This window comes from Pseudomonas sp. UBA6323, from assembly GCF_002439135.1.
In the GTDB taxonomy this organism is placed as follows: Bacteria; Pseudomonadota; Gammaproteobacteria; order Pseudomonadales; family Pseudomonadaceae; genus Aquipseudomonas.
The window spans coordinates 1-20,993 of record NZ_DJSX01000050.1; the positions used below are offsets into that span (position 1 = coordinate 1).

Below are 20,993 nucleotides of genomic sequence, written 5' to 3' on the forward strand. Positions count from 1 at the left end.
GCGGCTAAAGCCCCTCCCACATGCGACGCGACCGTGGGAGGGGCTTTAGCCGCGATGATTTACAGGCTCATCACATCGAGAAAGCGCGGCGTGGCGCTGTCGTCGATCTTCAGGCTCTTGAAGTCGAACAGGTTACGGTCGGCCAGTTGCGAGGGGTGCACGTTCTGCAAGGCGCGGAACATGATCTCGACGCGGCCTGGGCTCTTGCGCTCCCACTCCTGCAGCATCTCCTTGACCACCTGGCGCTGCAGATTCTCCTGCGAGCCGCAGAGGTTGCACGGAATGATGGGGAATTCCTTGAGCTGGCTGTAGGCCTCGATATCGGCCTCGGCGCAGTAGGCCAGCGGGCGAATCACCACGTTGCGGCCGTCGTCGGACAGCAGTTTGGGCGGCATGGCCTTGAGCGTGCCGCCGTAGAACATGTTGAGGAAGAAGGTTTCCAGGATGTCGTCGCGATGGTGCCCCAGCGCCATCTTGGTCGCGCCGATCTCGTCGGCATAGGTGTACAGGGTGCCACGGCGCAGGCGCGAGCACAGCGAGCAGGTGGTCTTGCCCTCGGGAATCTTCTCCTTGACCACCGAGTAGGTGTCCTTCTCGATGATGTGGTACGCGACGCCGACGGACTCCAGATAGGCCGGCAGGACGTGCTCGGGGAAGCCGGGCTGTTTCTGGTCCATGTTCACCGCGACGATCTCGAACTTGATCGGCGCCACCTTCTGCAGGTAAAGCAGGACGTCGAGCATGGTGTAGCTGTCCTTGCCGCCGGACAGGCAGACCATCACCTTGTCGCCATCCTCGATCATGTTGAAGTCGGTGATGGCTTCGCCGGCCAGGCGGCGAATGCGCTTCTGCAGTTTGTTCTGGTTGACCGAGAGGGTGCCCATGGTGCGTCGAAATCCGAGGGGTGGGAACGAAAGCGCGACATTTTACGCACAAAGGCGCCGCGCCCCTACCCCGTTGACGGTTAAATGCTAGGCTCGGCCGATGAAAGACGACCTCGACCCCAACAAGGACCTAGCCGAGCAGGTGCTGCAATTGCTCCAGGCCGCCCCCGACGGGCTGGCCGAATATGCCCTTATCCAGCAACTCAAGGCCCGCCACAGCGGCTATTTGCCCAACCTGCCGCTGACTGACAAGCTGGTGCTCTTCCGCACCCATTTTCTGCTGTTCAACGCCCTCTACCGCCTGCGTGATCAGCTCTGGCAGGAACAGACGCACCTGCTCGAGATCAGCCCGCTGCGCATCCGCCTGCTGCCCTATCAGCCCGGCACTGCGGGGCTCAGCCAACGCGATGAACTGCGCGACTACTACCTGGACATGAACCATCTGCGCGATACCGACGAACGCGACGTAGAACGCCTGCTGACCAGTTTCTGGACGCGCATGCAGGGCGGCGACGAGAAACAGGCAGCCCTCGAATTGTTCGAGCTCAGCAACGAACGCACGCTCGATCTGCCACAAATCAAGCAGCGCTACCGACAAATGGTCAGCATCCATCATCCGGACCGAGGCGGCAGTACAGAGCGGTTGCAGTCGATCAACCTGGCCATGGAAATACTTGAGCGCTATTACCACTGATCGCTAGAGAGCAATTTGCTCTAAAGCCAGACACCACGCCGGCTCCAGGCCCTGTCTATACTGCGACATAAGGTCGCATAATTTCGGCCTGACACCCGGCGGCGCTGTACACGCGCCCCGGGCGTTCGCTGGGGGGCGACCGTCATAAGAAAAGGAGGTGTCTGGCATGATCCACCACGTTTGGGGGCTCTTCACCCATCCCGATCAAGAATGGCAAGAAATCCGTGGCGAGGAGGAATCCATCAGCCACATGTACCTGACCCACGTGCTGATTCTCGCGGCGATTCCCGCCATTTCAGCCTATATCGGCACAACTCAGGTTGGCTGGGCCATCGGCGACCGAACACCGGTGATGCTGACCGAGGGCAGTGCGATGGTGATGACCATCATGTCCTACCTGGCGATGCTTGCAGGCGTGGCCGTGATGGGCGCCTTCATTCACTGGATGGCACGTACCTACGATGCCAATCCGAGCCTGACCCAGTGCGTGGTCTTCGCCGCCTATACCGCAACCCCGCTGTTCATCGCAGGCCTTGCAGCGCTCTATCCACATCTATGGCTGGGCATGGTCGTGGGCACGGTCGCAATCTGCTACACGGTGTATCTGCTCTACGTCGGTATACCGACCTTCATGAACATTCCCGATGACGAGGGTTTCATGTTCTCCAGCTCCGTATTGGCGGTGGGTCTGGTGGTGTTGGTGGCGATGATCGCCAGCTCGGTCATTCTCTGGGGCATGGGCGTTGGCCCGATCTATATCAGCTGATGGCATTCACGCAAAATCGACAGGCCGCCTTCGGGCGGCCTTTTTTGTCCACAACGTTATTGGGGGAATTTGAATTGAACCCTGCGCCGCAATAGCTGCCCCAGATATAAAGGCAGCCAGCGGATGGACATACCATGTACGCAAATCTCTATACCCTTCTCACCCGCCCGGACCGCGCCTGGACGGCGATTCGTCAGGACGAAGAACGCAACAGTGCCAACTACCTGCCCTACCTGTTGTTGTTCGCCCTGTTGCCGGCGGTTTGTCTATTCATCGGCACGCATTGGGTAGGCTGGAGTCTGGTCGAAGATGAGCGCATCCGCCTGGAGGCGATAAGCGCAGTGCAGTTGAGCGTGCTGCTCTATGTCACGACGCTTATCGGCATCTTCATCATGGGCTACTTCCTGCGTTACATGTCGCGCACCTTCGAAGCCCGGCCCACTTTCAACCAGTGCATTGGTTTCATCGCCTACGCCTGCACCCCGTTCTTCCTCGCCGGCATCGCCGCGCTCTACCCCACCCGCTGGTTGGCGATACTGGCTCTGCTGGCGGCCTGCGCGCATACCTCCTACCTGATCTATGTCGGCCTGCCGCGCTTCATGCGTATCGATAACCATCAGGGTTTTCTCTATGCCAGTTCGATGATTGGCGTCGGCCTACTGGTGGTGGTCACCATCCTCGTCAGCATGATTCTGTTCTGGTCCTACACCCTCGAGCCGGAGTACCAGCGGACGGTGGATCAGGATCAGAGCCGCGGCACGCAGCAGGAGCGCATGCAGCCGCCAGGAGACGAGTGATACCTGCGCAGGCGGGCTGCTTGCGGCATAATCCGCGCTCAGCCCGTACCTGCGCCCGTCATGCCCGAACAGATTCACGCTCGCGTCGAAGCCTGCTACCAGCAGGCCGAAGCCTTCTTCAAGCAGCCCTTCGCCCGCCCCGAAATCAGCTTCAAATTGCGCGGGCAGAAGGCCGGTGTCGCTCATTTGACGGAAAACAAGCTGCGCTTCAACCTGCAGCTGTACCGCGACAACCACGAAGACTTCCTGCGCCAGACGGTGCCCCACGAAGTCGCCCACATGATCGCCCACCAACTGTTCGGCCCGCGCATTCAACCCCACGGCGAGGAATGGCAATTGATCATGCGCGGCGTTTACGAACTGCCGCCGCATCGCTGCCACAGCTACGAAGTCGAACGGCGCAAGGTGGCCCGTTTCATCTACCGCTGCAGCTGCGTCGATGGTGAATTTCCCTTCTCCGCTCAGCGTCACGCGCTGGTGGCCAAGGGGCGGCGCTATTACTGCAGGCGCTGCAAGGCGACGCTAAATTTCACCGGCGAACAGCGCCAGGAATGATCGGGCGCCAGCGCAGCGATAGCGACACTAGCCTTCGAAGGTTTTCAGCCACTCGGTGCGCGCTCGCGCCTGCTCAGCGTGGCATTCCGCCTCCCAGAAGCCGGTCCAGGGCGAGCCTTGCACCCGGTTGCGGGCGTACAGGCTGCAATCCTGTTCGCGGAGCTTGATCCACAGGCGCTGGGCATCGCGCAGCTCCGTGGCGAGGGCCGGCTCATACTGTTTGAGCGAGGCCATCACGCGATCGTAAGTGCCCTGCAGCTCCTGCTCGGCCGCCTTCCACACCGGTCCCTGGCACATGAACGCGGCCATGGCGCTACCTTGCTGGCAGGGATCGTCTGGGTCCTCAGCGGCCTGTGCTGGCGCGATTGCCACGCCCAACGCAAAAATCCAGCTCACGGCGCTCGACGCCACCCCTGTGATTCCTTTCATGGCTGACGCCCCGGTGCGGTAAAGGCGCCCATCCTAAGCGGGCGCCATGGCTCGCTTCAACCGAACACGCGCGACTCGCGCAGCGCGGCAATCCGCTCGGCGTCATAACCCAACTCCGCCAGTACCTCTTCGGTATGCGCGCCGAGCGCCGCGCCGACATGCCGGGGCGCTGGCACGCCGTCGGAGAACTTCAAGGGACAGGCCAGTTGCGCCTGCGCCGGCAAGCCTTCGCGCGGCACCTCGACGACCAGTTCGCGCGCCCTGATCTGCGAGTGCTGCACCGCCTCGGACAGCGGCAGCATGGGCTCGACGCATGCGTCCAGCTCTGCAAACACACGGCCCCATTCGGCGAAATCGCGCTTCTCGAACTCGATCTCGATCTCACGCTTGAGCGCGCGCTGGTCCTCGGGTTTCTGCGACAAGCCACGCGCCGCCAGCTCGGGCCGGCCGATGGCGGCGCAGAACTGCTGCATGAACTGCGGCTCCAGGCTCCCGACGGAGAACCAGCGGCCGTCGCGCGTGCGGTAATAGTCGTAGAAGCTGCCACCATTGAGCGCCTGGTTTTCCATGCCGGGCTCGACCCCCGCACCAAGATAACCGGCGCCGGCCATGCCATGCAGGCTGAAGGCGCAGTCGGTCATGCTCACGTCGACCTGCTGCCCCACACCGCTGACCTGGCGCTGCACCACGGCTGCGAGCAGGCCGATCACCCCATGCAGCGAGCCGCCTGCCAGATCCGCCAATTGCACGCCAAGCGGCAACGGGCCGCTGTCCTGGCGCCCGGTGTAGCTGGCGATACCGGCCAGCGCCAGGTAGTTGATGTCATGCCCGGCCCGGTCGCGATAAGGGCCGTTCTGGCCATAACCGGTGATCGACACGTAGATCAGCCGCGGGTTGATCGCCTTGAGCGCCTCGTAGCCAACGCCCAGCTTGTCCATCACGCCGGGGCGGAACTGCTCGAGGACGATGTCGTACTCGCTCACCAGTTGCTTGATCACCTCCACGGCCTCCGGCCGCTTGAGGTCCAGGGCGATGCTGCGCTTGTTGCGGTTGAGATAGGCGTGGCTGGTGGACGTTCCGCCATCATGAGGCGGCAGCACGCGTACCAGGTCCATGCGCGTGGGCGACTCCACCCGCAGCACCTCGGCGCCCATGTCGGCCAACAGCAGCGACGCGAACGGCCCCGGCAGCAGCGTGGAAAAGTCGAGAATCTTCAGCGAAGACAAGGGACCGGACATGGTGACTCCAGATTGGCTTGTTCGAAGTAACCCGGATGCAATCCGGGTTGGCGCTTAACGGCTTGCATGCCGGTGAAGGGTCAAGATTCCCAGATGATCACAGCATCAGCGGGCATGGCGGCGATGACCTCGGCATAGCGCACCTCCAGTACATTGCGGCGAATCTTCATGGTGGGCGTCATGCTGCCGTTATCCACTGTCCAGGGCTCGCTGACCAGATAGAAATGACTGATGCGCTGGTGCGGCTCCAGCCCCCGATTCACTGCCTGCAAATGTTCGGTCAGCGACTGCTCGAGCGCCTCGCGTGATTGTTGGCGAGCGCCGGGCGACAGTTCGATCAGCGCCAGGGGTTGGTCGAGATTGCTGCCCATCAGGCACACCTGCTCGACCCAATGACTCTTGGCGATCTCACCTTCGATGGGTGCCGGCGCCACGTACTTGCCCTTGCTGGTCTTGAAGATATCCTTCACCCGCCCGGTAATGCGCAGGTAGCCAGCCTCATCCAACTGGCCGCGATCACCCGTGTGCAGCCAGCCGTCCTTGAGCGTCTCGCGAGTTTTCTCCGGCTCGCGGTAATAACCCTGCATCAGCGTCTCGCTGCGCAGCAGGATCTCGCCGCTGTCGTCGATGCGCACCTCGAGATGCGGCATTGGCCTGCCAACGGTACCGAAGCGCACCTGACCGGGGCGATTGAAACAGCCGTAGGCGAAGTGCTCGGTCATGCCGTAGCCCTCGCAAATGGTCATGCCCAACCGCCGATACCATTCCAGCAAACCGGTGGAAATCGCCGCCGCGCCCGATACCAGAATCCGCGCGCGATCCAGCCCCAAGCCAGCGCGCACCTTGTGCGCCACCAGCCGCCCGAGCAGCGGAATGCGCAGCAGGCGCTCGAGCTTGTGCGCCGGCAGTTTCTCCAGCACACCCTGCTGAAAGCGCGTCCACAATCGCGGCACCGAGAAAAACACCGTGGGCCGTACCTGGCGCAGGTCGCTGGCGAAAGTTTCCAGGGATTCGACGAAGGCCACCGGTGCACCGCAATAAAGGCTGTTGAACTCCACCAAAAAGCGCTCGGCAGCATGCGACAGCGGCAGGTAGGAGAAAAACTGATCCTGCGGCGTCATGTTCATTTCCGCCGTGGCGTTGGCCGACGAGAACGCCATGGCGTAGGCCGTGAGCATCACACCCTTGGGGTGCCCCGTCGTACCCGAGGTATAGAGGATCGACAGCAGATCATCACCCCGTTGAACACGTGTGCCCGGCAGCGGCTCATGCGCGGCCAGCAAGGCCTCCCATCGATGCTCGGCGGGCATGGTCGGATAGGGCATGGCGATGCGGGTGATATGCGGTGCGATACCGCTGGCCAGCTTGTCTGGCTCATCCAGTTTACCGACCAGAATCACCTTGCAGCCGGCATGCTCCAGTACGTAGGCGATCTGCTCCGGAGCCTGCAGCGGATACAAGGGCACGCTGATCAACCCGGCATGCTGGATGGCCAGGTCGCTGATGAACCATTCGGCGCAATTCTTCGCCAACAGGGCGACGCGCTCGCCCGGCACGCAGCCCAGCGCCAGCAACGCACTGGCCAGGCGCCGCGCCTGTGTGTCGACCTGGCGCCAGCTGTAGTCGTGCCACACGCCGTTGACCGGTTGACGCAGCCAGATGGCGTCAGGCTGGCGGTCCAGCCAGTGGTTGAAGCGTTCGAGAGGCAGTTGCAGGGTCATGAGTGATCGCCTTCTTGTTGTTATGGCTCATCACGGTGAGCGCGCTATGACGATAGACCTCCATGGGCCGTCATGGCGCGGAACTACAGCTTCATCCCACGGCTGATGATTTCCTTCATGATTTCCGAAGTACCCGCAAAGATGCGCTGAATACGCGCGTTCGCGTACATCTTGCAGATCGGGTATTCCCACATGTAGCCCCAGCCGCCATGCAGCTGCACGCCCTCGTCGACCACCTTGCCGAGCAGTTCGGTGGTGAACAGCTTGGCCTCGGCGGCCACCTCGGGGCTGAGCTTCTTCTGGTTGTGATCCATCACGCAGCGGTCGGTGAAGACCTGCGCCACGTCGATCTGCGTGCGCATTTCCGCCAGCTTGAAGCGGGTATTCTGAAAATGCGCCACCGGGCGGCCGAAGGCCTGGCGCTCCCTGACGTAATCGATAGTGGTCTGCAGCGCTGCTTCAGCCCCGGCTACCGCGCCGCAGGCGTTGGTCAAGCGCTCCTGGGCGAGCATATTCATCAGGTAGAAGAAGCCGCCCTTGGAATCGCCGAGCAGGTTCTCCTTCGGCACCTTGACGTCGTTAAAGAACAGTTCGGCGGTGTCCTGGCTGTGCATGCCGAGTTTCTTCAACTTCTTGCCGCGCTCGAAACCCGGCATGCCGCGTTCCACCAGGAACAGGCCCATGGCGTGCTTGTTGGCCGGATCGGTCTTGGCCGCAACGATCACCACATCGGCCAGGTAGCCGTTGGAGATGAACACCTTGGAGCCGTTGAGCAGCCAGTGGTCGCCCTTGTCCACCGCCGTGGTGCGCATGCCGGCCAGATCGGAGCCGGCCGCGGGTTCGGTCATCGCCACTGCGAGAATCGTCTCGCCGCTGATGATGCCCGGCAGCAAACGCGCCTTCTGTTCGGCATTGCCATACTCTGCGATATAGGGGCCACACAGCGCCGAGTGCAGCGGCAGCATGAAGCCGGGCTCGTTGATGCGCGCCAGTTCCTCGCACATGATCTGCTCGTAACGAAAATCCTTGAGCCCCGCGCCGCCGTATTCCTCGTCCGCCCAGGGCAGCAGAAAGCCCATCTCGCCGGCCTTGCGCCAGACGCTGCGATCCACCACGCCGGCCTCTTCCCAGGCCTCCTGATGGGGCACCACTTCCTTGTCGAGAAAGGCCCCGAAGGCATCGCGGAACAGGTTGTGCTCGGTGTCGAAATGGCTGCGCTGCATGGGCGGATCCTCCGCTGTTGTTATGCCCTTGAGGTTAAGGGCCGCCTCGCGCCCCCTCAATGACCCATGCGCTCAGCCTCGGTTGACCCAATCGCTCGGCTGGCTTGCCCAAGCCGAGCGCAGCTGCCTACTATCGACCATCCTCGCTATCGAGACTCGAGCATGCGCGAACGCACCATCGCCAGCCATTTCGTCCGCGCCGCCCTGCGCGGTGCCGACCGCCGCGGCATGGCCTGCGAGGCGATTCTGCGCCAGGCCGGCATTCAGCCTGCGGTGCTGGTCGAGCCGCGCGCACGCATCGCCCCCGAGCAGTTTGCCCGGCTGATGCAACTGCTGTGGGAGGCGCTGGACGACGAGTACCTGGGCTTCGGTCGCCAGCCGAGCAAGCGCGGCACGTTCGCCATGATGGGCCACGCCATCATCCACTGCCGTAGCCTGGAAAAGGCTCTGAGCCGGGGCGCGATGTTCTACGGGCTGTTTCCCGACGCGCCGAGCATCCACCTGCAACGCGAGGGCGACTGGGCTCGGCTGAGCGTCGACGACAGTACGTTGTGGGACCCGGATCATTTCCTGGTGGAAAGCCTGCTGGTGATCTGGCATCGCCTCGGCAGTTGGCTGATCGGCCAACGCATTCGTCTGGAAGAGGCCACCTTCGCCTACCCCGAACCTGGGCACGCCAGCGAGTACGAACTGCTATTCCCCTGCAACCGGCGCTTCGCTGCCGGGCAAACCAGTTTGTTGTTCCATGCCCGCTACCTGACGATGCCCTTGCTGCAGGACGAACGCACTCTCAAACAGTTTCTCCAGCATTCCCCGGCCGACCTGCTGGCACGCCCCGACGGCGGCGACAGCCTGATCAGCCAGATTCGTCGCTTGCTGGGCCGCGACTGCCGTACCTGGCCGGACCTTGAACAGGTCGCCCAGCAACTGCATAGCAGCCCGCAAACCCTGCGTCGCCACCTGCGCGAGGAAGGCACCAGCTTTCAGGAACTCAAGGACCACCTGCGCCGCGATCTCGCCATTTATCACCTGGGCCGCGACGAACTAGCGATTCAGGACATCGCCGAACAGCTCGGTTTCTCCGAGCCCTCGGCCTTTCACAGGGCGTTCAAGAAATGGACCGGGCTGACGCCCGGGGCCTATCGGGCGCAGGAAGGTTAAGCCACGCGAACCCAGACCGAATCAGTAGCAGGAGAGATCGAATGAAAGCTCGTGTAAGCGTTATCACCCTGGGGGTAGAGGATCTTGAGGCGTCACTGCGTTTCTATCGTGATGGTTTGGGCTTCGCGACAGAGGGCATCGTCGGCCAGCAATTCGAACATGGCGCAGTGGTATTCATCGACATGCAGGCGGGCCTGCGTCTGGCGCTGTGGCCGCGCGCCAGCATTGCGCATGACACTGGCCTGGCCGTGCATCCCAGCAGCCCTACCGAAATGACGCTTGGTCACAACGTGGCCAGCGCGGAAGAAGTCGATACGCTCATGACACAGGCCAGGGCCGCGGGCGCGGCGATCATCAAGCCGGCCCACGCAACGTTTTGGGGTGGTTACGCCGGCTACTTCCAGGACCCGGACGGCCATGTCTGGGAAGTGGTGTGGAACCCGCAATGGGCCGCCTGAGTCGGCCCCGACTCAGTCGTACAAACGCACCCGGAAACAGGCGCCGCCCAGCTCGGAGTCTTCCAGGCTCAACTCGCCGTCGTAGCTCTCGATGATGTCTTCCACCACCGCCAGGCCGATGCCCTGCCCGGGGTTCTGCACGTCCAGCCGCTCGCCGCGCTGTAGCACCCGCTCACGCTGATGCTGCGGCACACCGGGGCCGTCATCTTCGATGGTGAGCAGGCAGCCACCGGCCAGTGGCTGCAACCTGACGCGCACGCGATGCAGGCACAGCCGGTAGGCGTTCTCCAGCAGGTTGCCGAGCAGCTCCATCAGCGCGCCACGCTCCATGGTGATCTGGCTGTGCTCAGGCACTTCCAGCGTCGCCTCCACGCGTTTGTCGCGGTAGACCTTATCCAGCGAACGGCACAAACTATCGAGCAGTGGCCAGACCTGCTCACGATGGCGAACCAGACCGCTGCGACGCAGACTGGCTCGCTGCAACTGGTAGCCGACCTGCTGACTCATGCGCTCGATCTGCGCCTGCATCAGTTGCGCCTGCTCACGATTCTCAGGCTGAACGGCAAGGGTCTCACCGATGCCCTGGAGCACGCTGAGCGGTGTTTTCAGGCTATGCGCCAGGTCTTCCAGCGAATCGCGGTAACGCTCGCGCTGGCGCCGCTCGCTGTCGAGCAGGCGGTTGAGGGAATTGGTCAGGCGCAGCAGTTCACGTGGATGTTCGTCACTCAGGCGCTGACGGGTGCCGCCCTCCACGCCATCGAGTTCGTCGCTCAAGCCGCGCAGGCTGCGAAAACCCCAGGTCAGGCCGAACCAGAGCAGGCCCAGCAACACCAGCAGCGCGATGCCCAGCCACAGCCGCAACTGCCAGGCAAAGCCGTTGAACAGCCCCTGGTATTCGCGCGTCGGCTGCATGGTGACGATACTCAGGGCGGTCTGATCGCCACCGAGCAGATCCACTTCGATGTCATATACGAAGTATTCCTGGCCACTGTCGTCGCGAATCCTCACGAACTCGTGGCCGAGACCGTCGTAGCGCGGCAGGTAACGCACCAGTTCGTCGATGGAGGAGCGTGAGCGCCAGATCAACTGGCCGTCGCGGTCGAAGATGAAGCCCAGCAGGTGAGAGTCGAGATTATCGAACTCTTCATCCGGCATCTTCTCCGGCATATGCAGTTGGCCGTTATGAATGCGTGCGGCAGAGATCAGCGCTGCAGCATCGGAGGCCAGGCGTTTCTCCACGGTCTGCTCAAGGGCCATGAGAAACACGCCTTGCAGCACGGGCATCAGCAGCAGCATGAACACCATCGCCAGCGCCGCGCTGGCCAGCATCAGGCGCAGTCGCAACGAGCCGAAGCGAATGCGCAACTTGCGTACAAAGCGGCGCGCTCGCCTCACTTGCAGCGCTCGTTGAACATGTAGCCCTGGCCGCGCACGGTTTCTATCAATTTGCCACCCAGCACGGCCTCAAGCTTGCGCCGCAGACGGCCGACCAGAACTTCTATGACATTCGGGTCGCGGTCGTCATCGCCCGGGTAGAGCTGCTCCATCAGGCGCTCCTTGGCCACCACCTGCTGGTGGTGCAGCATGAGGTACTCGAGGATACGGTACTCGTAGGCAGTCAGCTGCAGGGATTGCTCATCCACCGAGGCCTGTTTGCGATTGAGGTCCAGCACCAGGGAACCGGCCTCGATGGTCGATTTGGTGAACCCGGAAGAGCGCCGCAGCAGGGCATTGAGGCGCGCCTCCAGTTCTTCGAACTGGAAGGGTTTGACCAGGTAATCGTCAGCGCCGCAGGAAAGCCCCTCGACCTTGTCCTGCCAGTTGCCACGCGCGGTTAGTATCAGGATCGGAAAGCTCTTGTCCTGGCTGCGCAACTGGCGGATCAGATCGATGCCGCTCATGCCCGGCAAACCGAGGTCGACCAGGGCCAGATCATGATTGAAGGACTCAGCTCGATAAAGCGCCTCTTCGGCAGTGCGCACGGCATCCACCACATGCCCGTTTTCACTGAGGCGAGTGAACAGATGGTGGCGCAGCAGCGCCTCATCCTCCACCACCAGCAATTTCATGGGACGTCCCCCTTTTTCAGTTATACGAAGGCCGGGCAGATGCCCGGCCTGGTAACGCTAAGCCATCCTCAGAAGGCGAAGTTGGCGCCGAGGTACAGCAGCGAACTGCTATGCAGGTCCAGCGAACCGGCCTTGCCTGCCCCATGCGGGGCCATTTCAGTGCTGGCATTGGTACGCAGATAACGATAGCCGGCTTCGATCGAGGTATTGCTGTTCAGTTCCTGAAGGATACCGGCCTGCAGGCCTGCAGCAAATCCAATATCGCTGTCGCGGGAGAAGCCACGGCTCTCCTGCTCGAGCTTGACCAGGCCACCGGTCACACCGCCGAACAGCTTGGTGTTGTTGTCACCCAGCGGAACGAACATGTCATAGCTGCCGAGCAGATTCTGCTGGCGCAGTTTGTAGCCATTGTGACTGTCGGAGACGTTTTCGTAGGTCGCGTAGTAGCGGCTATCGGCAGTCTTCTGACCGGCGCGGATGCCCCAGGTCCCCTCGCCATTGATCACCTTGTCCAGCTTGGGATTGCCCAGGTTGGCATTCAGCGCATTGGACTTCTGAATATTGTTGTCGGTCTGGCCCCAGGTCAGGCCGACGAAATTGTCGTTGGCCTGGGCAGCAGTTGTGCCCAGGGCCAGGCAGGTAGCCAATGCGATACGGTTCAGGGTGATTTTCATCGAATCGTTCCTCTCGTTGCGGTTTTGATCAACTCGACAACAAGTCTGCGGGAAGACTACTGAATCACCGCTGAACTCTCCTTGAACCTGCACTGAACGAGCGACGAACAGGCTAGATACGCCGCACCAGAGCAGCTGCAGTGATGAACAACGAAGCCAGAACGCCAAGCAATGCCAGCCATCCAGCATGCTCCCAGACGTAACCGCCGACGTACCCCACCAGGCTGGAACCCAGGTAATAAGCACACAGATAGAGTGCCGATGCCTGCGCCTTGGCGCCCTGCGCATGCGCGCCGACCTGCCCACTGGCCACCGCATGAGCGGCGAAGAAGCCCAGGGTGAACAATGCCAGCCCAACCACCGCAGCGCTCAACCAAGGCGTCGCGCAGAGGGCCACCCCCAGCAGCATGAGGCCGATGCCGCCGTGCAGCACCTGGCGTGCGCCGAAACGCGGCACCAGTCGCCCGGCCCAGCCGGCGCTGAAGATCCCCAACAGGTAGACGGTGAACAGCAGGCCAATCACCGTGGCGGACAGATTGAACGGCTCGCCGGCCAGACGGAAACCCACGTAGTTGAACAACGCGACGAAGCCGCCCATCAACAGGAAGGCCAGGGCGAACAGAACGCGCAGGCGCGGATTGCTCAGGTGCAGGGCGAAGTTGCGCAGCAACCCGCGCAGAGACAACGGCTGGGCCGTGAAATGACGTGAAGGTGGCAGCAGCCAGAGAAACAGCCCCATCGCCAGCAGGCCCAGCCCGGCTATCCCACCCAGCGCCCAGGGCCAGCCACCGATATCGCTGAGCAGGCCGGCCAACAAGCGACCGAGCAAGCCGCCCAGTGCCGTGCCGCCGATGTACAGGCCCATGGCGGCGGGTAGCGCCTCGGGATCGAACTCCTCGCCGACATAGGCCATGGCCAGCGCCGGCAAACCGCTCAGCGCCAGCCCCAGCAGTGCACGCAGAATCAACAGGCTGCCCCACTCCTCCACCAGCGCACTGGCAATTCCCAGCATCGCCGCCAGGCCCAGCGCTGCCGCCATCACCGGCTTGCGGCCCCAGCTTTCCGCCAGCGCACCGGATACCAGCAGGCACAGCGCCAGGCTCAAGGTCGTCAGCGACAGCGCCAGGCTGCTGCTGGCGGCCGAGACACGAAAGTGTGCGGCCAGCAGAGGCAGCAACGGCTGCACGCAATAGAGCATGGCGAAGGTGGCGAAACCGGCACAGAACAGCGCCAGCGTGGCGCGCCGATAACCGGCACTGCCACGGCTGAGATGAGAAGCGGACATAGACTGGATGACTCACGGAGCATGTTGCGGACAAGCGACGCTTCGACAAGCGAATTCGATCGGAGCGATCGCGCGCCTGCGAACGAACGAAGAGCAAATATTAGCACGCTATCGATAATTTCGAACGCGTCCCCCTTATCTCGATCGTTCTGCCTCTACCTTGATCCAGCTCAACTGACTTTGCCCTTACCAATGCTAGGGTCTAGCCTGAGATACGGAACGCAATGGAGCCGAGCGAATGGACACCACGCCCGAACGCAGCGCCACGAAAGGCAAGGAAACCCGCCTGTTCGTCTTTCTTGTCGTCTGCCTATTCCCCCTCCTGTCCGTGGCGCTGGTCGGCGGCTACGGATTCATCATCTGGTTCACGCAGATGCTATTCGGGCCACCAGGCCCACCGACCTGATCCCCTTTTACCCGACGGAGCCACGGAACATGGCCGCCCCCCTGCACATATCCAGCCTGCTGGTCCACGTTAGGCCCGAGCTGCTCGCCGCGGTGAAAGCCAATCTGCGCCAGCTCGATGGTCTCGAACTGCACCAGGAAAGCCCCGAGGGCAAGCTGGTGGTGGTACTGGAGACCGAGCATGAGCGCCACATTCTCGCGCGTATCGAACAGATCAACGCATTGCCGGGCGTGCTCAATGCAGCTCTGGTCTACCACGAACTCCTCGAGCCAGAAGGAGACTCAAAATGAAGCTTTCCCGCCGTGAATTCGCCAAAGCCAACGCCGCGGCAATCGCTGCAGCGGCTGCAGGCCTGCCCATCGTCAGTACCGCCAGCAACCTGATCACCGAGGCGGACATGACCCGCCTGGACTGGAACAAGGCGCCCTGCCGCTTCTGCGGCACCGGCTGCAGCGTGATGGTCGCCACACGCGACAACCGCGTGGTGGCCACCCACGGCGACGTCAAGGCCGAGGTCAACCGCGGCCTGAACTGCGTCAAGGGTTACTTCCTGTCGAAGATCATGTACGGCGTCGACCGCCTGAATCAGCCGCTGCTACGCATGAAGAATGGTGTGTACGACAAGCAGGGCGAGTTCCAGCCGGTGAGCTGGGAGCAGGCCTTCGACATCATGGAAGAGAAGACCAAGCAAGCGCTGCGCGAGCATGGTCCGGAGGCCGTCGGCATGTTCGGCTCCGGCCAGTGGACGGTGTGGGAAGGCTATGCGGCCAACAAGCTGATGAAAGCCGGCTTTCGCAGCAACAACATCGACCCCAACGCGCGCCATTGCATGGCCTCGGCGGTGATGGGCTTCATGCGCACCTTCGGCATGGACGAGCCCATGGGCTGCTACGACGACATCGAAGCCGCCGACGCCTTCGTGCTGTGGGGCTCGAACATGGCCGAGATGCACCCGATCCTCTGGAGCCGGGTCACCGATCGCCGCCTCAGCCATCCGAATACCAAAGTCGCCGTGCTTTCCACCTTCGAGCACCGCAGCTTCGATCTGGCCGACATCCCGCTGGTGTTCAAACCGCAGACCGATCTGTTGATCCTCAACTACATCGCCAACCACATCATCGAAAGCGGCGCGGTGAACGAGGACTTCATCGGCAAGCACACCAAGTTCGTGCGTGGCGCCGACGATATCGGCTACGGCCTGCGCGCCGACAATCCGCTGGAGATGCAGGCGAAGAACGCAGCCAAGGCCAACACCTGGGAGGACATGTCCTTCGAGCAGTTCGCCGCCTTCGTCAAACCCTACACGCTGGAGCGCACCGCCAAGGAAAGCGGCGTGGCGGCCGAACGCCTCAAGGCCCTGGCCGAGCTGTACGCCGATCCCAAGCGCAAGGTCATGTCGTTCTGGACCATGGGTTTCAACCAGCACACTCGTGGCGTCTGGGCCAACAACCTGATCTACAACATCCATCTGCTCACCGGCAAGATCAGCGAACCGGGCAACAGCCCCTTCTCGCTGACCGGCCAGCCCTCGGCCTGCGGCACCGCGCGCGAAGTGGGCACCTTCTCCCACCGCCTGCCCGCCGACATGCTGGTGGCCAATCCCAAGCACCGTGAAACCGCCGAAAAGATCTGGAAGCTACCGGCCGGCACCATCCAGGAAAAGCCCGGTTTCCATGCCGTGGAGCAGAGCCGCAAGCTCAAGGATGGCGTGCTCAAGGTCTACTGGACCCAGGTCAGCAACAACATGCAGGCCGGCCCCAACGTGATGCAGGAGATCCTGCCCGGCTGGCGCAACCCGCAGGCCTTCGTCATCGTCTCCGACGTCTACCCCACCGTCTCGGCCCAGGCCGCCGACCTGATTCTGCCCAGCGCCATGTGGGTGGAGAAGGAAGGCGCCTACGGCAATGCCGAGCGTCGCACGCAGTTCTGGCATCAACTGGTGAAGGCGCCGGGCGAGGCGAAGTCCGACCTCTGGCAACTGGTGGAGTTTTCCAAGCGTTTCACCACCGATGAGGTCTGGCCCGCCGAACTGCTGGCCAAGGCCCCGGAGTACAAGGGCAAGACGCTCTATCAGGTGCTGTTCGCCAATGGCCAGGTCGACCAGTTCCCCAGTGAGCAGATCGAGGCCGGCTACGCCAACGACGAGGCCGAGGCCTTTGGCTTTTATCTACAGAAGGGTCTGTTCGAGGAATACGCCCAGTTCGGCCGCGGTCATGCCCATGACCTGGCGCCGTTCGACAGCTATCACACCGCACGCGGCCTGCGCTGGCCGGTGGTCGAAGGCCAAGAGACGCGCTGGCGCTACCGCGAGGGCCTCGACCCATACGTCGAAGAAGGCAGCGGCGTGCAGTTCTACGGTTACCCGGACAAACGCGCGCTGATTTTCGCCCTGCCCTACGAGCCGCCAGCCGAGGCACCGGACGATGAGTTCCCGTTCTGGCTCAGCACCGGCCGCGTGCTGGAACACTGGCATACCGGCAGCATGACCCAGCGCGTCGAGGAGTTGCACGGCGCCGTGCCCGATGCCCTGGTCTACATGCACCCGGACGATGCCAAGGCGCTCAAGGCGCGGCGCGGCAGCGAGGTCAAGGTGATCAGCCGGCGCGGCGAGATCCGCGCCCGCATCGAAACCCGCGGGCGCAACAAGCCACCGCGCGGCCTGGTCTTCGTGCCCTTCTTCGATGCCAACAAACTGATCAACAAGGTCACCCTGGACGCCACCGATCCGATCTCCAAGCAGACCGACTACAAGAAGTGTGCGGTGAAGATCGAACTGGTCAGCCTGGCCTGAGGAGAGCCGTCATGAGCCTGCGTTTTCTGCCTCTGTTACTGCTTGCCGCTTTTGGCCTGGCCTTTGCCGGCGAGCTCGATTACCCCCTCGACGCCCCGGCGCCGGACGGCCGCCGCCCTGGCGGCACCCTCACTCAGAGCCTGCCAGCACCAGTGCTGGGCAACGAGGAGAACAAGGACGTCCGCCGCGAGCGCAACTACCCGGAACAGCCACCGACCATCCCGCACAGCATTCGCGGCTATCAGGTGGACGCCAACAGCAACAAGTGCGTGACCTGCCACAGCCGAGCCGGCAGCGCCCGCAGCCAGGCACCGATGATCAGCATCACCCATTACATGGACCGCGACGGCCAGCCGCTCGCTGCCGTGTCGCCGCGACGCTACTTCTGCACCCAGTGCCATGTCACCCAGCAGGAGGTCAAACCCCAGGTCGGCAATAGCTTCCGCAACATCGACCATCTGCTCGAAGACGAAGCAGCCGGCGCGGCGAAACCCTGAGGAGGCCCCATGAAGTCATTACTGGCCCTGCTCAAGGAGTACTGGGGCATCCTGCGTCGCCCGAGCGTGCACTACAGCCTGGGTTTTCTCAGCCTCGGCGGGTTCATCGCCGGGATCATCTTCTGGGGCGGCTTCAACACCGCGCTGGAGGCGACCAACACCGAGCAATTCTGCATTTCCTGCCACGAAATGCGCGACAACGTGTACGTCGAGTTGCAGGACACCATTCACTACAGCAACCGCTCCGGCGTGCGCGCCACCTGCCCCGACTGCCACGTGCCACACCAGTGGACGGACAAGATCGCGCGCAAGATGCAAGCCTCCAAGGAGGTCTGGGGCAAGATCTTCGGCACCATCAACACCCGCGACAAGTTCCTCGCCCACCGCCGTGAGCTGGCCGAGCACGAATGGGCGCGGCTCAAGGCCAACGACTCACTGGAATGCCGCAACTGCCACAACTTCGATTACATGGACTTCACCAAACAGAGCCCGCGCGCCCGGCAGATGCACTCCAGCGCGCTGGCCAATGGTGAAGCCACCTGTATCGACTGCCACAAGGGCATCGCCCACCAATTGCCGGACATGAGCGGGGTGCCGGGCTGGTGAGCGCTGTGCTGCCAGATTCGGGGGCAACACGGATGGGGCGCCCTGAGCCCAGGGTAGTGCAGGGCACGTTATGCGCCGCGCGTCACTGACTACCGCATTCGCTCGGGACGAGCATGAATCGTAGCCCGGATGCAATCCGAGGAAGCGCGGCGCTCATTCCGGCTTGCATCCGGCTACAAGGCTGCCATTGGCAGTGCCCACCACCTGCCCGATATTTGAAGGCGAGTTTGGTCAGCGCCGTGGGTGCCTGTCGGGTGCGCTGTGCACACTGCAGGCAGCGCAATGTCCAACATGGGCACGGGGCATCCTAGGTGTTTCTAATCACCGCGCAGTTGCTGCAAATGCGCCAGCAGGCCGGCTGCCGTCTGCTCGCCCACCAGGCGCTCACGCAGCTTGCCATCGGCATCGACGATATAGGTCACCGGCAGTACATCATTGCGTGGCAGTTCGAAACGCGCGGCCGGGTCCTGCGCCAGCACGGTGAAACGGATGTCGAAGCTGTCCGCCGCACGCTTGAGGTCATCGCCCTGCAACGCATCGAAATTGACGCCGATCACCCGTGCCGACCGGTTTTTCAGCTCATCTTCCAGGGCATTGAGCTCGGGGATTTCCGTGCGACATGGCGCGCACCATTCGGCCCAATAATTGATAACCAGCCACTGGCCATCGAGGCTGTCAGCCGTTACCTTTCGTCCATGCTGATCAGGGCCGAAATCCTCGGCGCAAGCCGCCAGCAGCAGACCGGCGCAGATTCCCAAAACAGCCTTGCCGACCATCCGGAGCCGTAAGCCCATGTACTCGATCCTCGTCCACTCGGGGTTGATATGACGCTCAATGCACTGCGCCTGGAAGTACCGGATATCCGCGAGGACAACGACGTATCGCCAGCGGAAGTTATCCAGCGACTCGCGGCGGCCCGTCACCTGGAGCCGGAACATGGCCTGCAACAGGTGCTGGGGCTACTGTTCACGCTCAATCGCAGCGCTCTGACCTTACTGGAAAGGCAGCGTACGCTGCAAAATTTCAGTGACGAATATCGCCATTACGTTGGCCTCGCCAATCGCCAGCAGCCACCCAGCACGCTGTTCGTACGCCTGTGTGGCGAGTTGGCGATCGGTTTCAAGCGCCTGCTGCTACAGATTCTGCAAGGTCGTCAGCCATCGCTGCCGCACCTGGCCTGGTGCCTGTACATGGCCCAGCATTTCCTCGCCCAGCAGTTGCTGCGCCACTACCAGCTCTATCAGGAGCCACCGGCGGCACTCTGGCGCGACAGCCACCTGCTGTACTGGATCGGCGAGCACCAGCAGTGCCTGGACGAGCCGGTAGCCGCCGCCTTCGAGCCGAAGCCGGCCAGCGACCTGCGCGGGCTGTACCAACAGATGCTGCTACTGGCCCTGAGCAACCCCTTTCACCTCGACGAAGGCGAATGTCTGACCCTGTTCAACGCACTCGCACCGTTGGCGTCGCTGGCCAGGCTGCAAAGCTGGGACGAGGACGATGATGCCGAGGGTCCGCTCGTCGACCTCAGCCAGTCCAAGGCTTGCCTGGGCTTCGAGCAGCCGGTGGAGGGCGAGGCGGCCAACCTGCGCCGTTTCGAACTGGGCGCCCTGCTGATCGCGCTGCACGAACCGGCGCCTCTGCAAAGCGCTCAGGAGCGCCAGCTTCTCGAACGCGTACGCCAGCACTGGCTGGGTCGCCAACAACGGCGTCACCAGCGCGCCGAGCTCGATGGCCAATGCAGCCTGGTGGTCGGCCTGCCGGCTATTCACGCGCAACTGCTGGACAAGCTGCCACAGCGCACCGAGGCACAGTTGCTCGATGCCAGCCCCGGTGGCGCGCGCCTGCTGTGCAACGCCAATGAAGGCGCACCGCTGCAGGTCGGCCAGTTGCTTCTGCTACTTACCGGCGGTAAGCCGACCCTGGCATTGGTGCGCTGGCGCCATCAGGGCAGCGAGGGCCTGCACCTCGGCCTGCGCTATCTGAAGGGGTTGCCGCGGCCGGTGTGGCTGCGGCGCGCGCCCAATGCCCAGACCCATCCCGGCGTCCTGCAGAGCACCCCGGCGCCGGGTAACGGCTGGTACCACGGCCTGTGGCTGCCCAATGGCCAGTTCAGCGTCGACGAACATCTGTGGTTGCAACTGGCCAACGTTCACAACCAGGCGATCGTGCAGCTTCCCGAGAGCAACCTGCAGACATCGGCTGTCACCCGCCACCCGCTGCGTCTGGCCTGATACGCGAAACTGCGACCCCAGTCACGCGGCGCGCCTGCCGAGTGCACAGTTTCGCCAACAGGTGGCTGCTTATAATCCTGGGCACCCAAGTCTCACCCAGTCTGGAATGTCGCCATGTCCCACGTGCAAGACAAGCTGATTGGCTCCGTGCCCTCGCGCATCGTTGACGTCGCTCACCTGCTGGTCACGCCCTATGAGGGTCGCGTGGCCGAATACAACATTGCCACCTGGCTGCAATTGCCCGGGCTGGCCAACCTGCCGGTAACGCTGCTGGTGAGCTATCGCGACGGCGACAAACGCCGCGAAGTCAATGTCGACCACGGCAAGGTCAACGCCCACGGCAAGATCCTGCTCTCAGGCATCGCCCGCATGCCGGTGCGGCAGAAGATCGAAGAGATGCAGGTACGCTTGCGTTCGGCAGTACCGGCGCAAAGCCTGGTCGTCGAGGAATTTTTCGTTCAGGCGGTCGAGCTGGCCAGCAGCGCGAGTCGCCAGGCCATGGCCTGAG

23 protein-coding genes are annotated in these 20,993 nt (G+C 62.8%); 13 read left to right on the forward strand and 10 right to left on the reverse strand.

Going from position 1 to position 20,993, the window contains the following annotated elements; translation table 11 throughout:
- Positions 1–59: 59 nt before the first annotated feature.
- On the reverse strand, positions 60–884 hold the full coding sequence (gene ttcA / locus B3P22_RS11435) for a tRNA 2-thiocytidine(32) synthetase TtcA (RefSeq protein WP_296271054.1): 825 nt from the start codon (positions 882–884) through the stop codon (positions 60–62).
- A 100-nt stretch (positions 885–984) separates the two neighbouring features.
- Between ttcA and B3P22_RS11440 the strand changes: the two genes are divergently transcribed.
- The 4 genes from B3P22_RS11440 to B3P22_RS11455 all read left to right on the forward strand — a co-directional run bounded on the left by B3P22_RS11440 (position 985) and on the right by B3P22_RS11455 (position 3,696).
- Complete coding sequence (locus tag B3P22_RS11440) at positions 985–1,578, forward strand: DNA-J related domain-containing protein (protein ID WP_296271055.1); 594 nt, start codon at positions 985–987, stop codon at positions 1,576–1,578.
- A 166-nt stretch (positions 1,579–1,744) separates the two neighbouring features.
- Positions 1,745–2,344: a Yip1 family protein gene (locus B3P22_RS11445; RefSeq protein WP_197857912.1), complete on the forward strand. Its 600-nt coding sequence runs from the start codon at positions 1,745–1,747 to the stop codon at positions 2,342–2,344.
- 134 nt (positions 2,345–2,478) lie between these two features.
- On the forward strand, positions 2,479–3,141 hold the full coding sequence (locus B3P22_RS11450; RefSeq protein ID WP_275547280.1) for a Yip1 family protein: 663 nt from the start codon (positions 2,479–2,481) through the stop codon (positions 3,139–3,141).
- Between the two features lie 60 nt (positions 3,142–3,201).
- Complete coding sequence (locus tag B3P22_RS11455) at positions 3,202–3,696, forward strand: SprT family zinc-dependent metalloprotease (RefSeq protein ID WP_275547281.1); 495 nt, start codon at positions 3,202–3,204, stop codon at positions 3,694–3,696.
- 27 nt (positions 3,697–3,723) lie between these two features.
- Here the strand turns inward: B3P22_RS11455 and B3P22_RS11460 are convergent, their stop codons facing one another.
- From B3P22_RS11460 to B3P22_RS11475, 4 genes are all read right to left on the reverse strand, one after another.
- Entirely contained in the window at positions 3,724–4,005 is a 282-nt protein-coding gene (locus B3P22_RS11460; protein ID WP_275547282.1) for a lysozyme inhibitor LprI family protein, read from the reverse strand.
- Positions 4,006–4,181: 176 nt separating this feature from the next.
- On the reverse strand, positions 4,182–5,363 hold the full coding sequence (locus B3P22_RS11465) for a CaiB/BaiF CoA transferase family protein (protein WP_275547283.1): 1,182 nt from the start codon (positions 5,361–5,363) through the stop codon (positions 4,182–4,184).
- Between the two features lie 80 nt (positions 5,364–5,443).
- A complete protein-coding gene (locus B3P22_RS11470; protein ID WP_275547284.1) occupies positions 5,444–7,084 on the reverse strand; it encodes an AMP-binding protein in 1,641 nt (546 codons plus the stop codon).
- Between the two features lie 83 nt (positions 7,085–7,167).
- Positions 7,168–8,307: an acyl-CoA dehydrogenase family protein gene (locus B3P22_RS11475; protein WP_296271056.1), complete on the reverse strand. Its 1,140-nt coding sequence runs from the start codon at positions 8,305–8,307 to the stop codon at positions 7,168–7,170.
- Positions 8,308–8,469: 162 nt separating this feature from the next.
- On the opposite strand from B3P22_RS11475, the gene B3P22_RS11480 reads away from it, so the two are divergent.
- A complete protein-coding gene (locus tag B3P22_RS11480; RefSeq protein ID WP_296271057.1) occupies positions 8,470–9,468 on the forward strand; it encodes an AraC family transcriptional regulator in 999 nt (332 codons plus the stop codon).
- 41 nt (positions 9,469–9,509) lie between these two features.
- Positions 9,510–9,926 carry a VOC family protein gene (locus B3P22_RS11485; RefSeq protein ID WP_275547287.1) on the forward strand — a complete coding sequence of 139 codons (417 nt, stop codon included), beginning with the start codon at positions 9,510–9,512 and terminating at the stop codon, positions 9,924–9,926.
- 12 nt (positions 9,927–9,938) lie between these two features.
- On the opposite strand, the gene B3P22_RS11490 is transcribed toward B3P22_RS11485, so the two are convergent.
- The 4 genes from B3P22_RS11490 to B3P22_RS11505 all read right to left on the reverse strand — a co-directional run bounded on the left by B3P22_RS11490 (position 9,939) and on the right by B3P22_RS11505 (position 13,954).
- Positions 9,939–11,321 (reverse strand): ATP-binding protein, encoded by a 1,383-nt coding sequence (locus B3P22_RS11490; protein WP_296271058.1) that lies wholly within the window; start codon positions 11,319–11,321, stop codon positions 9,939–9,941.
- Positions 11,318–11,995 (reverse strand): response regulator transcription factor, encoded by a 678-nt coding sequence (locus B3P22_RS11495; protein WP_197857902.1) that lies wholly within the window; start codon positions 11,993–11,995, stop codon positions 11,318–11,320. Before B3P22_RS11495 ends, B3P22_RS11490 begins: the two co-directional genes overlap by 4 nt.
- 68 nt (positions 11,996–12,063) lie before the next feature.
- The gene (locus B3P22_RS11500) at positions 12,064–12,669 is read right to left on the reverse strand and encodes an outer membrane beta-barrel protein (protein WP_197857901.1); all 606 of its coding nucleotides are present in this window, start codon (positions 12,667–12,669) and stop codon (positions 12,064–12,066) included.
- Positions 12,670–12,781: 112 nt separating this feature from the next.
- A complete protein-coding gene (locus B3P22_RS11505; protein WP_275547289.1) occupies positions 12,782–13,954 on the reverse strand; it encodes an MFS transporter in 1,173 nt (390 codons plus the stop codon).
- A gap of 238 nt (positions 13,955–14,192) precedes the next feature.
- Between B3P22_RS11505 and napE the strand changes: the two genes are divergently transcribed.
- The 5 genes from napE to B3P22_RS11530 are packed head-to-tail and all read left to right on the forward strand — an operon-like array spanning position 14,193 to position 18,254.
- Positions 14,193–14,360: a periplasmic nitrate reductase, NapE protein gene (napE, locus tag B3P22_RS11510; protein WP_197857899.1), complete on the forward strand. Its 168-nt coding sequence runs from the start codon at positions 14,193–14,195 to the stop codon at positions 14,358–14,360.
- 29 nt (positions 14,361–14,389) lie between these two features.
- The gene (locus tag B3P22_RS11515; RefSeq protein WP_197857898.1) at positions 14,390–14,650 is read left to right on the forward strand and encodes a chaperone NapD; all 261 of its coding nucleotides are present in this window, start codon (positions 14,390–14,392) and stop codon (positions 14,648–14,650) included.
- Positions 14,647–17,151 (forward strand): nitrate reductase catalytic subunit NapA, encoded by a 2,505-nt coding sequence (gene napA, locus B3P22_RS11520; protein WP_275547290.1) that lies wholly within the window; start codon positions 14,647–14,649, stop codon positions 17,149–17,151. The genes B3P22_RS11515 and napA overlap by 4 nt, the downstream gene beginning before the upstream one ends.
- 11 nt (positions 17,152–17,162) lie before the next feature.
- Positions 17,163–17,648 carry a nitrate reductase cytochrome c-type subunit gene (locus B3P22_RS11525; protein ID WP_296271059.1) on the forward strand — a complete coding sequence of 162 codons (486 nt, stop codon included), beginning with the start codon at positions 17,163–17,165 and terminating at the stop codon, positions 17,646–17,648.
- Positions 17,649–17,657: 9 nt separating this feature from the next.
- On the forward strand, positions 17,658–18,254 hold the full coding sequence (locus B3P22_RS11530; protein WP_197857895.1) for a cytochrome c3 family protein: 597 nt from the start codon (positions 17,658–17,660) through the stop codon (positions 18,252–18,254).
- 317 nt (positions 18,255–18,571) lie between these two features.
- Here the strand turns inward: B3P22_RS11530 and B3P22_RS11535 are convergent, their stop codons facing one another.
- Positions 18,572–19,030: a TlpA disulfide reductase family protein gene (locus B3P22_RS11535; RefSeq protein WP_197857969.1), complete on the reverse strand. Its 459-nt coding sequence runs from the start codon at positions 19,028–19,030 to the stop codon at positions 18,572–18,574.
- A gap of 48 nt (positions 19,031–19,078) precedes the next feature.
- Here B3P22_RS11535 and B3P22_RS11540 point away from each other — a divergent pair, with 48 nt between their 5' ends.
- Together B3P22_RS11540 and B3P22_RS11545 are read left to right on the forward strand one after the other, a co-directional pair.
- Entirely contained in the window at positions 19,079–20,485 is a 1,407-nt protein-coding gene (locus B3P22_RS11540; protein WP_296271060.1) for a PilZ domain-containing protein, read from the forward strand.
- Between the two features lie 114 nt (positions 20,486–20,599).
- Positions 20,600–20,992 (forward strand): hypothetical protein, encoded by a 393-nt coding sequence (locus tag B3P22_RS11545; protein WP_197857893.1) that lies wholly within the window; start codon positions 20,600–20,602, stop codon positions 20,990–20,992.
- The last annotated feature ends 1 nt before the right edge of the window (position 20,993 follow it).

What these genes read in the sequence shown, in the direction of transcription:
- ttcA (WP_296271054.1), bottom strand. Translation starts at nt 884, where the DNA reads ATGGGCACCCTCTCGGTCAACCAGAACAAACTGCAGAAGCGCATTCGC.
- B3P22_RS11440 (WP_296271055.1), top strand. Translation starts at nt 985, where the DNA reads ATGAAAGACGACCTCGACCCCAACAAGGACCTAGCCGAGCAGGTGCTG.
- B3P22_RS11445 (WP_197857912.1), top strand. Translation starts at nt 1,745, where the DNA reads ATGATCCACCACGTTTGGGGGCTCTTCACCCATCCCGATCAAGAATGG.
- B3P22_RS11450 (WP_275547280.1), top strand. Translation starts at nt 2,479, where the DNA reads ATGTACGCAAATCTCTATACCCTTCTCACCCGCCCGGACCGCGCCTGG.
- B3P22_RS11455 (WP_275547281.1), top strand. Translation starts at nt 3,202, where the DNA reads ATGCCCGAACAGATTCACGCTCGCGTCGAAGCCTGCTACCAGCAGGCC.
- B3P22_RS11460 (WP_275547282.1), bottom strand. Translation starts at nt 4,005, where the DNA reads ATGGCCGCGTTCATGTGCCAGGGACCGGTGTGGAAGGCGGCCGAGCAG.
- B3P22_RS11465 (WP_275547283.1), bottom strand. Translation starts at nt 5,363, where the DNA reads ATGTCCGGTCCCTTGTCTTCGCTGAAGATTCTCGACTTTTCCACGCTG.
- B3P22_RS11470 (WP_275547284.1), bottom strand. Translation starts at nt 7,084, where the DNA reads ATGACCCTGCAACTGCCTCTCGAACGCTTCAACCACTGGCTGGACCGC.
- B3P22_RS11475 (WP_296271056.1), bottom strand. Translation starts at nt 8,307, where the DNA reads ATGCAGCGCAGCCATTTCGACACCGAGCACAACCTGTTCCGCGATGCC.
- B3P22_RS11480 (WP_296271057.1), top strand. Translation starts at nt 8,470, where the DNA reads ATGCGCGAACGCACCATCGCCAGCCATTTCGTCCGCGCCGCCCTGCGC.
- B3P22_RS11485 (WP_275547287.1), top strand. Translation starts at nt 9,510, where the DNA reads ATGAAAGCTCGTGTAAGCGTTATCACCCTGGGGGTAGAGGATCTTGAG.
- B3P22_RS11495 (WP_197857902.1), bottom strand. Translation starts at nt 11,995, where the DNA reads ATGAAATTGCTGGTGGTGGAGGATGAGGCGCTGCTGCGCCACCATCTG.
- B3P22_RS11500 (WP_197857901.1), bottom strand. Translation starts at nt 12,669, where the DNA reads ATGAAAATCACCCTGAACCGTATCGCATTGGCTACCTGCCTGGCCCTG.
- B3P22_RS11505 (WP_275547289.1), bottom strand. Translation starts at nt 13,954, where the DNA reads ATGTCCGCTTCTCATCTCAGCCGTGGCAGTGCCGGTTATCGGCGCGCC.
- napE (WP_197857899.1), top strand. Translation starts at nt 14,193, where the DNA reads ATGGACACCACGCCCGAACGCAGCGCCACGAAAGGCAAGGAAACCCGC.
- B3P22_RS11515 (WP_197857898.1), top strand. Translation starts at nt 14,390, where the DNA reads ATGGCCGCCCCCCTGCACATATCCAGCCTGCTGGTCCACGTTAGGCCC.
- napA (WP_275547290.1), top strand. Translation starts at nt 14,647, where the DNA reads ATGAAGCTTTCCCGCCGTGAATTCGCCAAAGCCAACGCCGCGGCAATC.
- B3P22_RS11525 (WP_296271059.1), top strand. Translation starts at nt 17,163, where the DNA reads ATGAGCCTGCGTTTTCTGCCTCTGTTACTGCTTGCCGCTTTTGGCCTG.
- B3P22_RS11530 (WP_197857895.1), top strand. Translation starts at nt 17,658, where the DNA reads ATGAAGTCATTACTGGCCCTGCTCAAGGAGTACTGGGGCATCCTGCGT.
- B3P22_RS11535 (WP_197857969.1), bottom strand. Translation starts at nt 19,030, where the DNA reads ATGGTCGGCAAGGCTGTTTTGGGAATCTGCGCCGGTCTGCTGCTGGCG.
- B3P22_RS11540 (WP_296271060.1), top strand. Translation starts at nt 19,079, where the DNA reads ATGACGCTCAATGCACTGCGCCTGGAAGTACCGGATATCCGCGAGGAC.
- B3P22_RS11545 (WP_197857893.1), top strand. Translation starts at nt 20,600, where the DNA reads ATGTCCCACGTGCAAGACAAGCTGATTGGCTCCGTGCCCTCGCGCATC.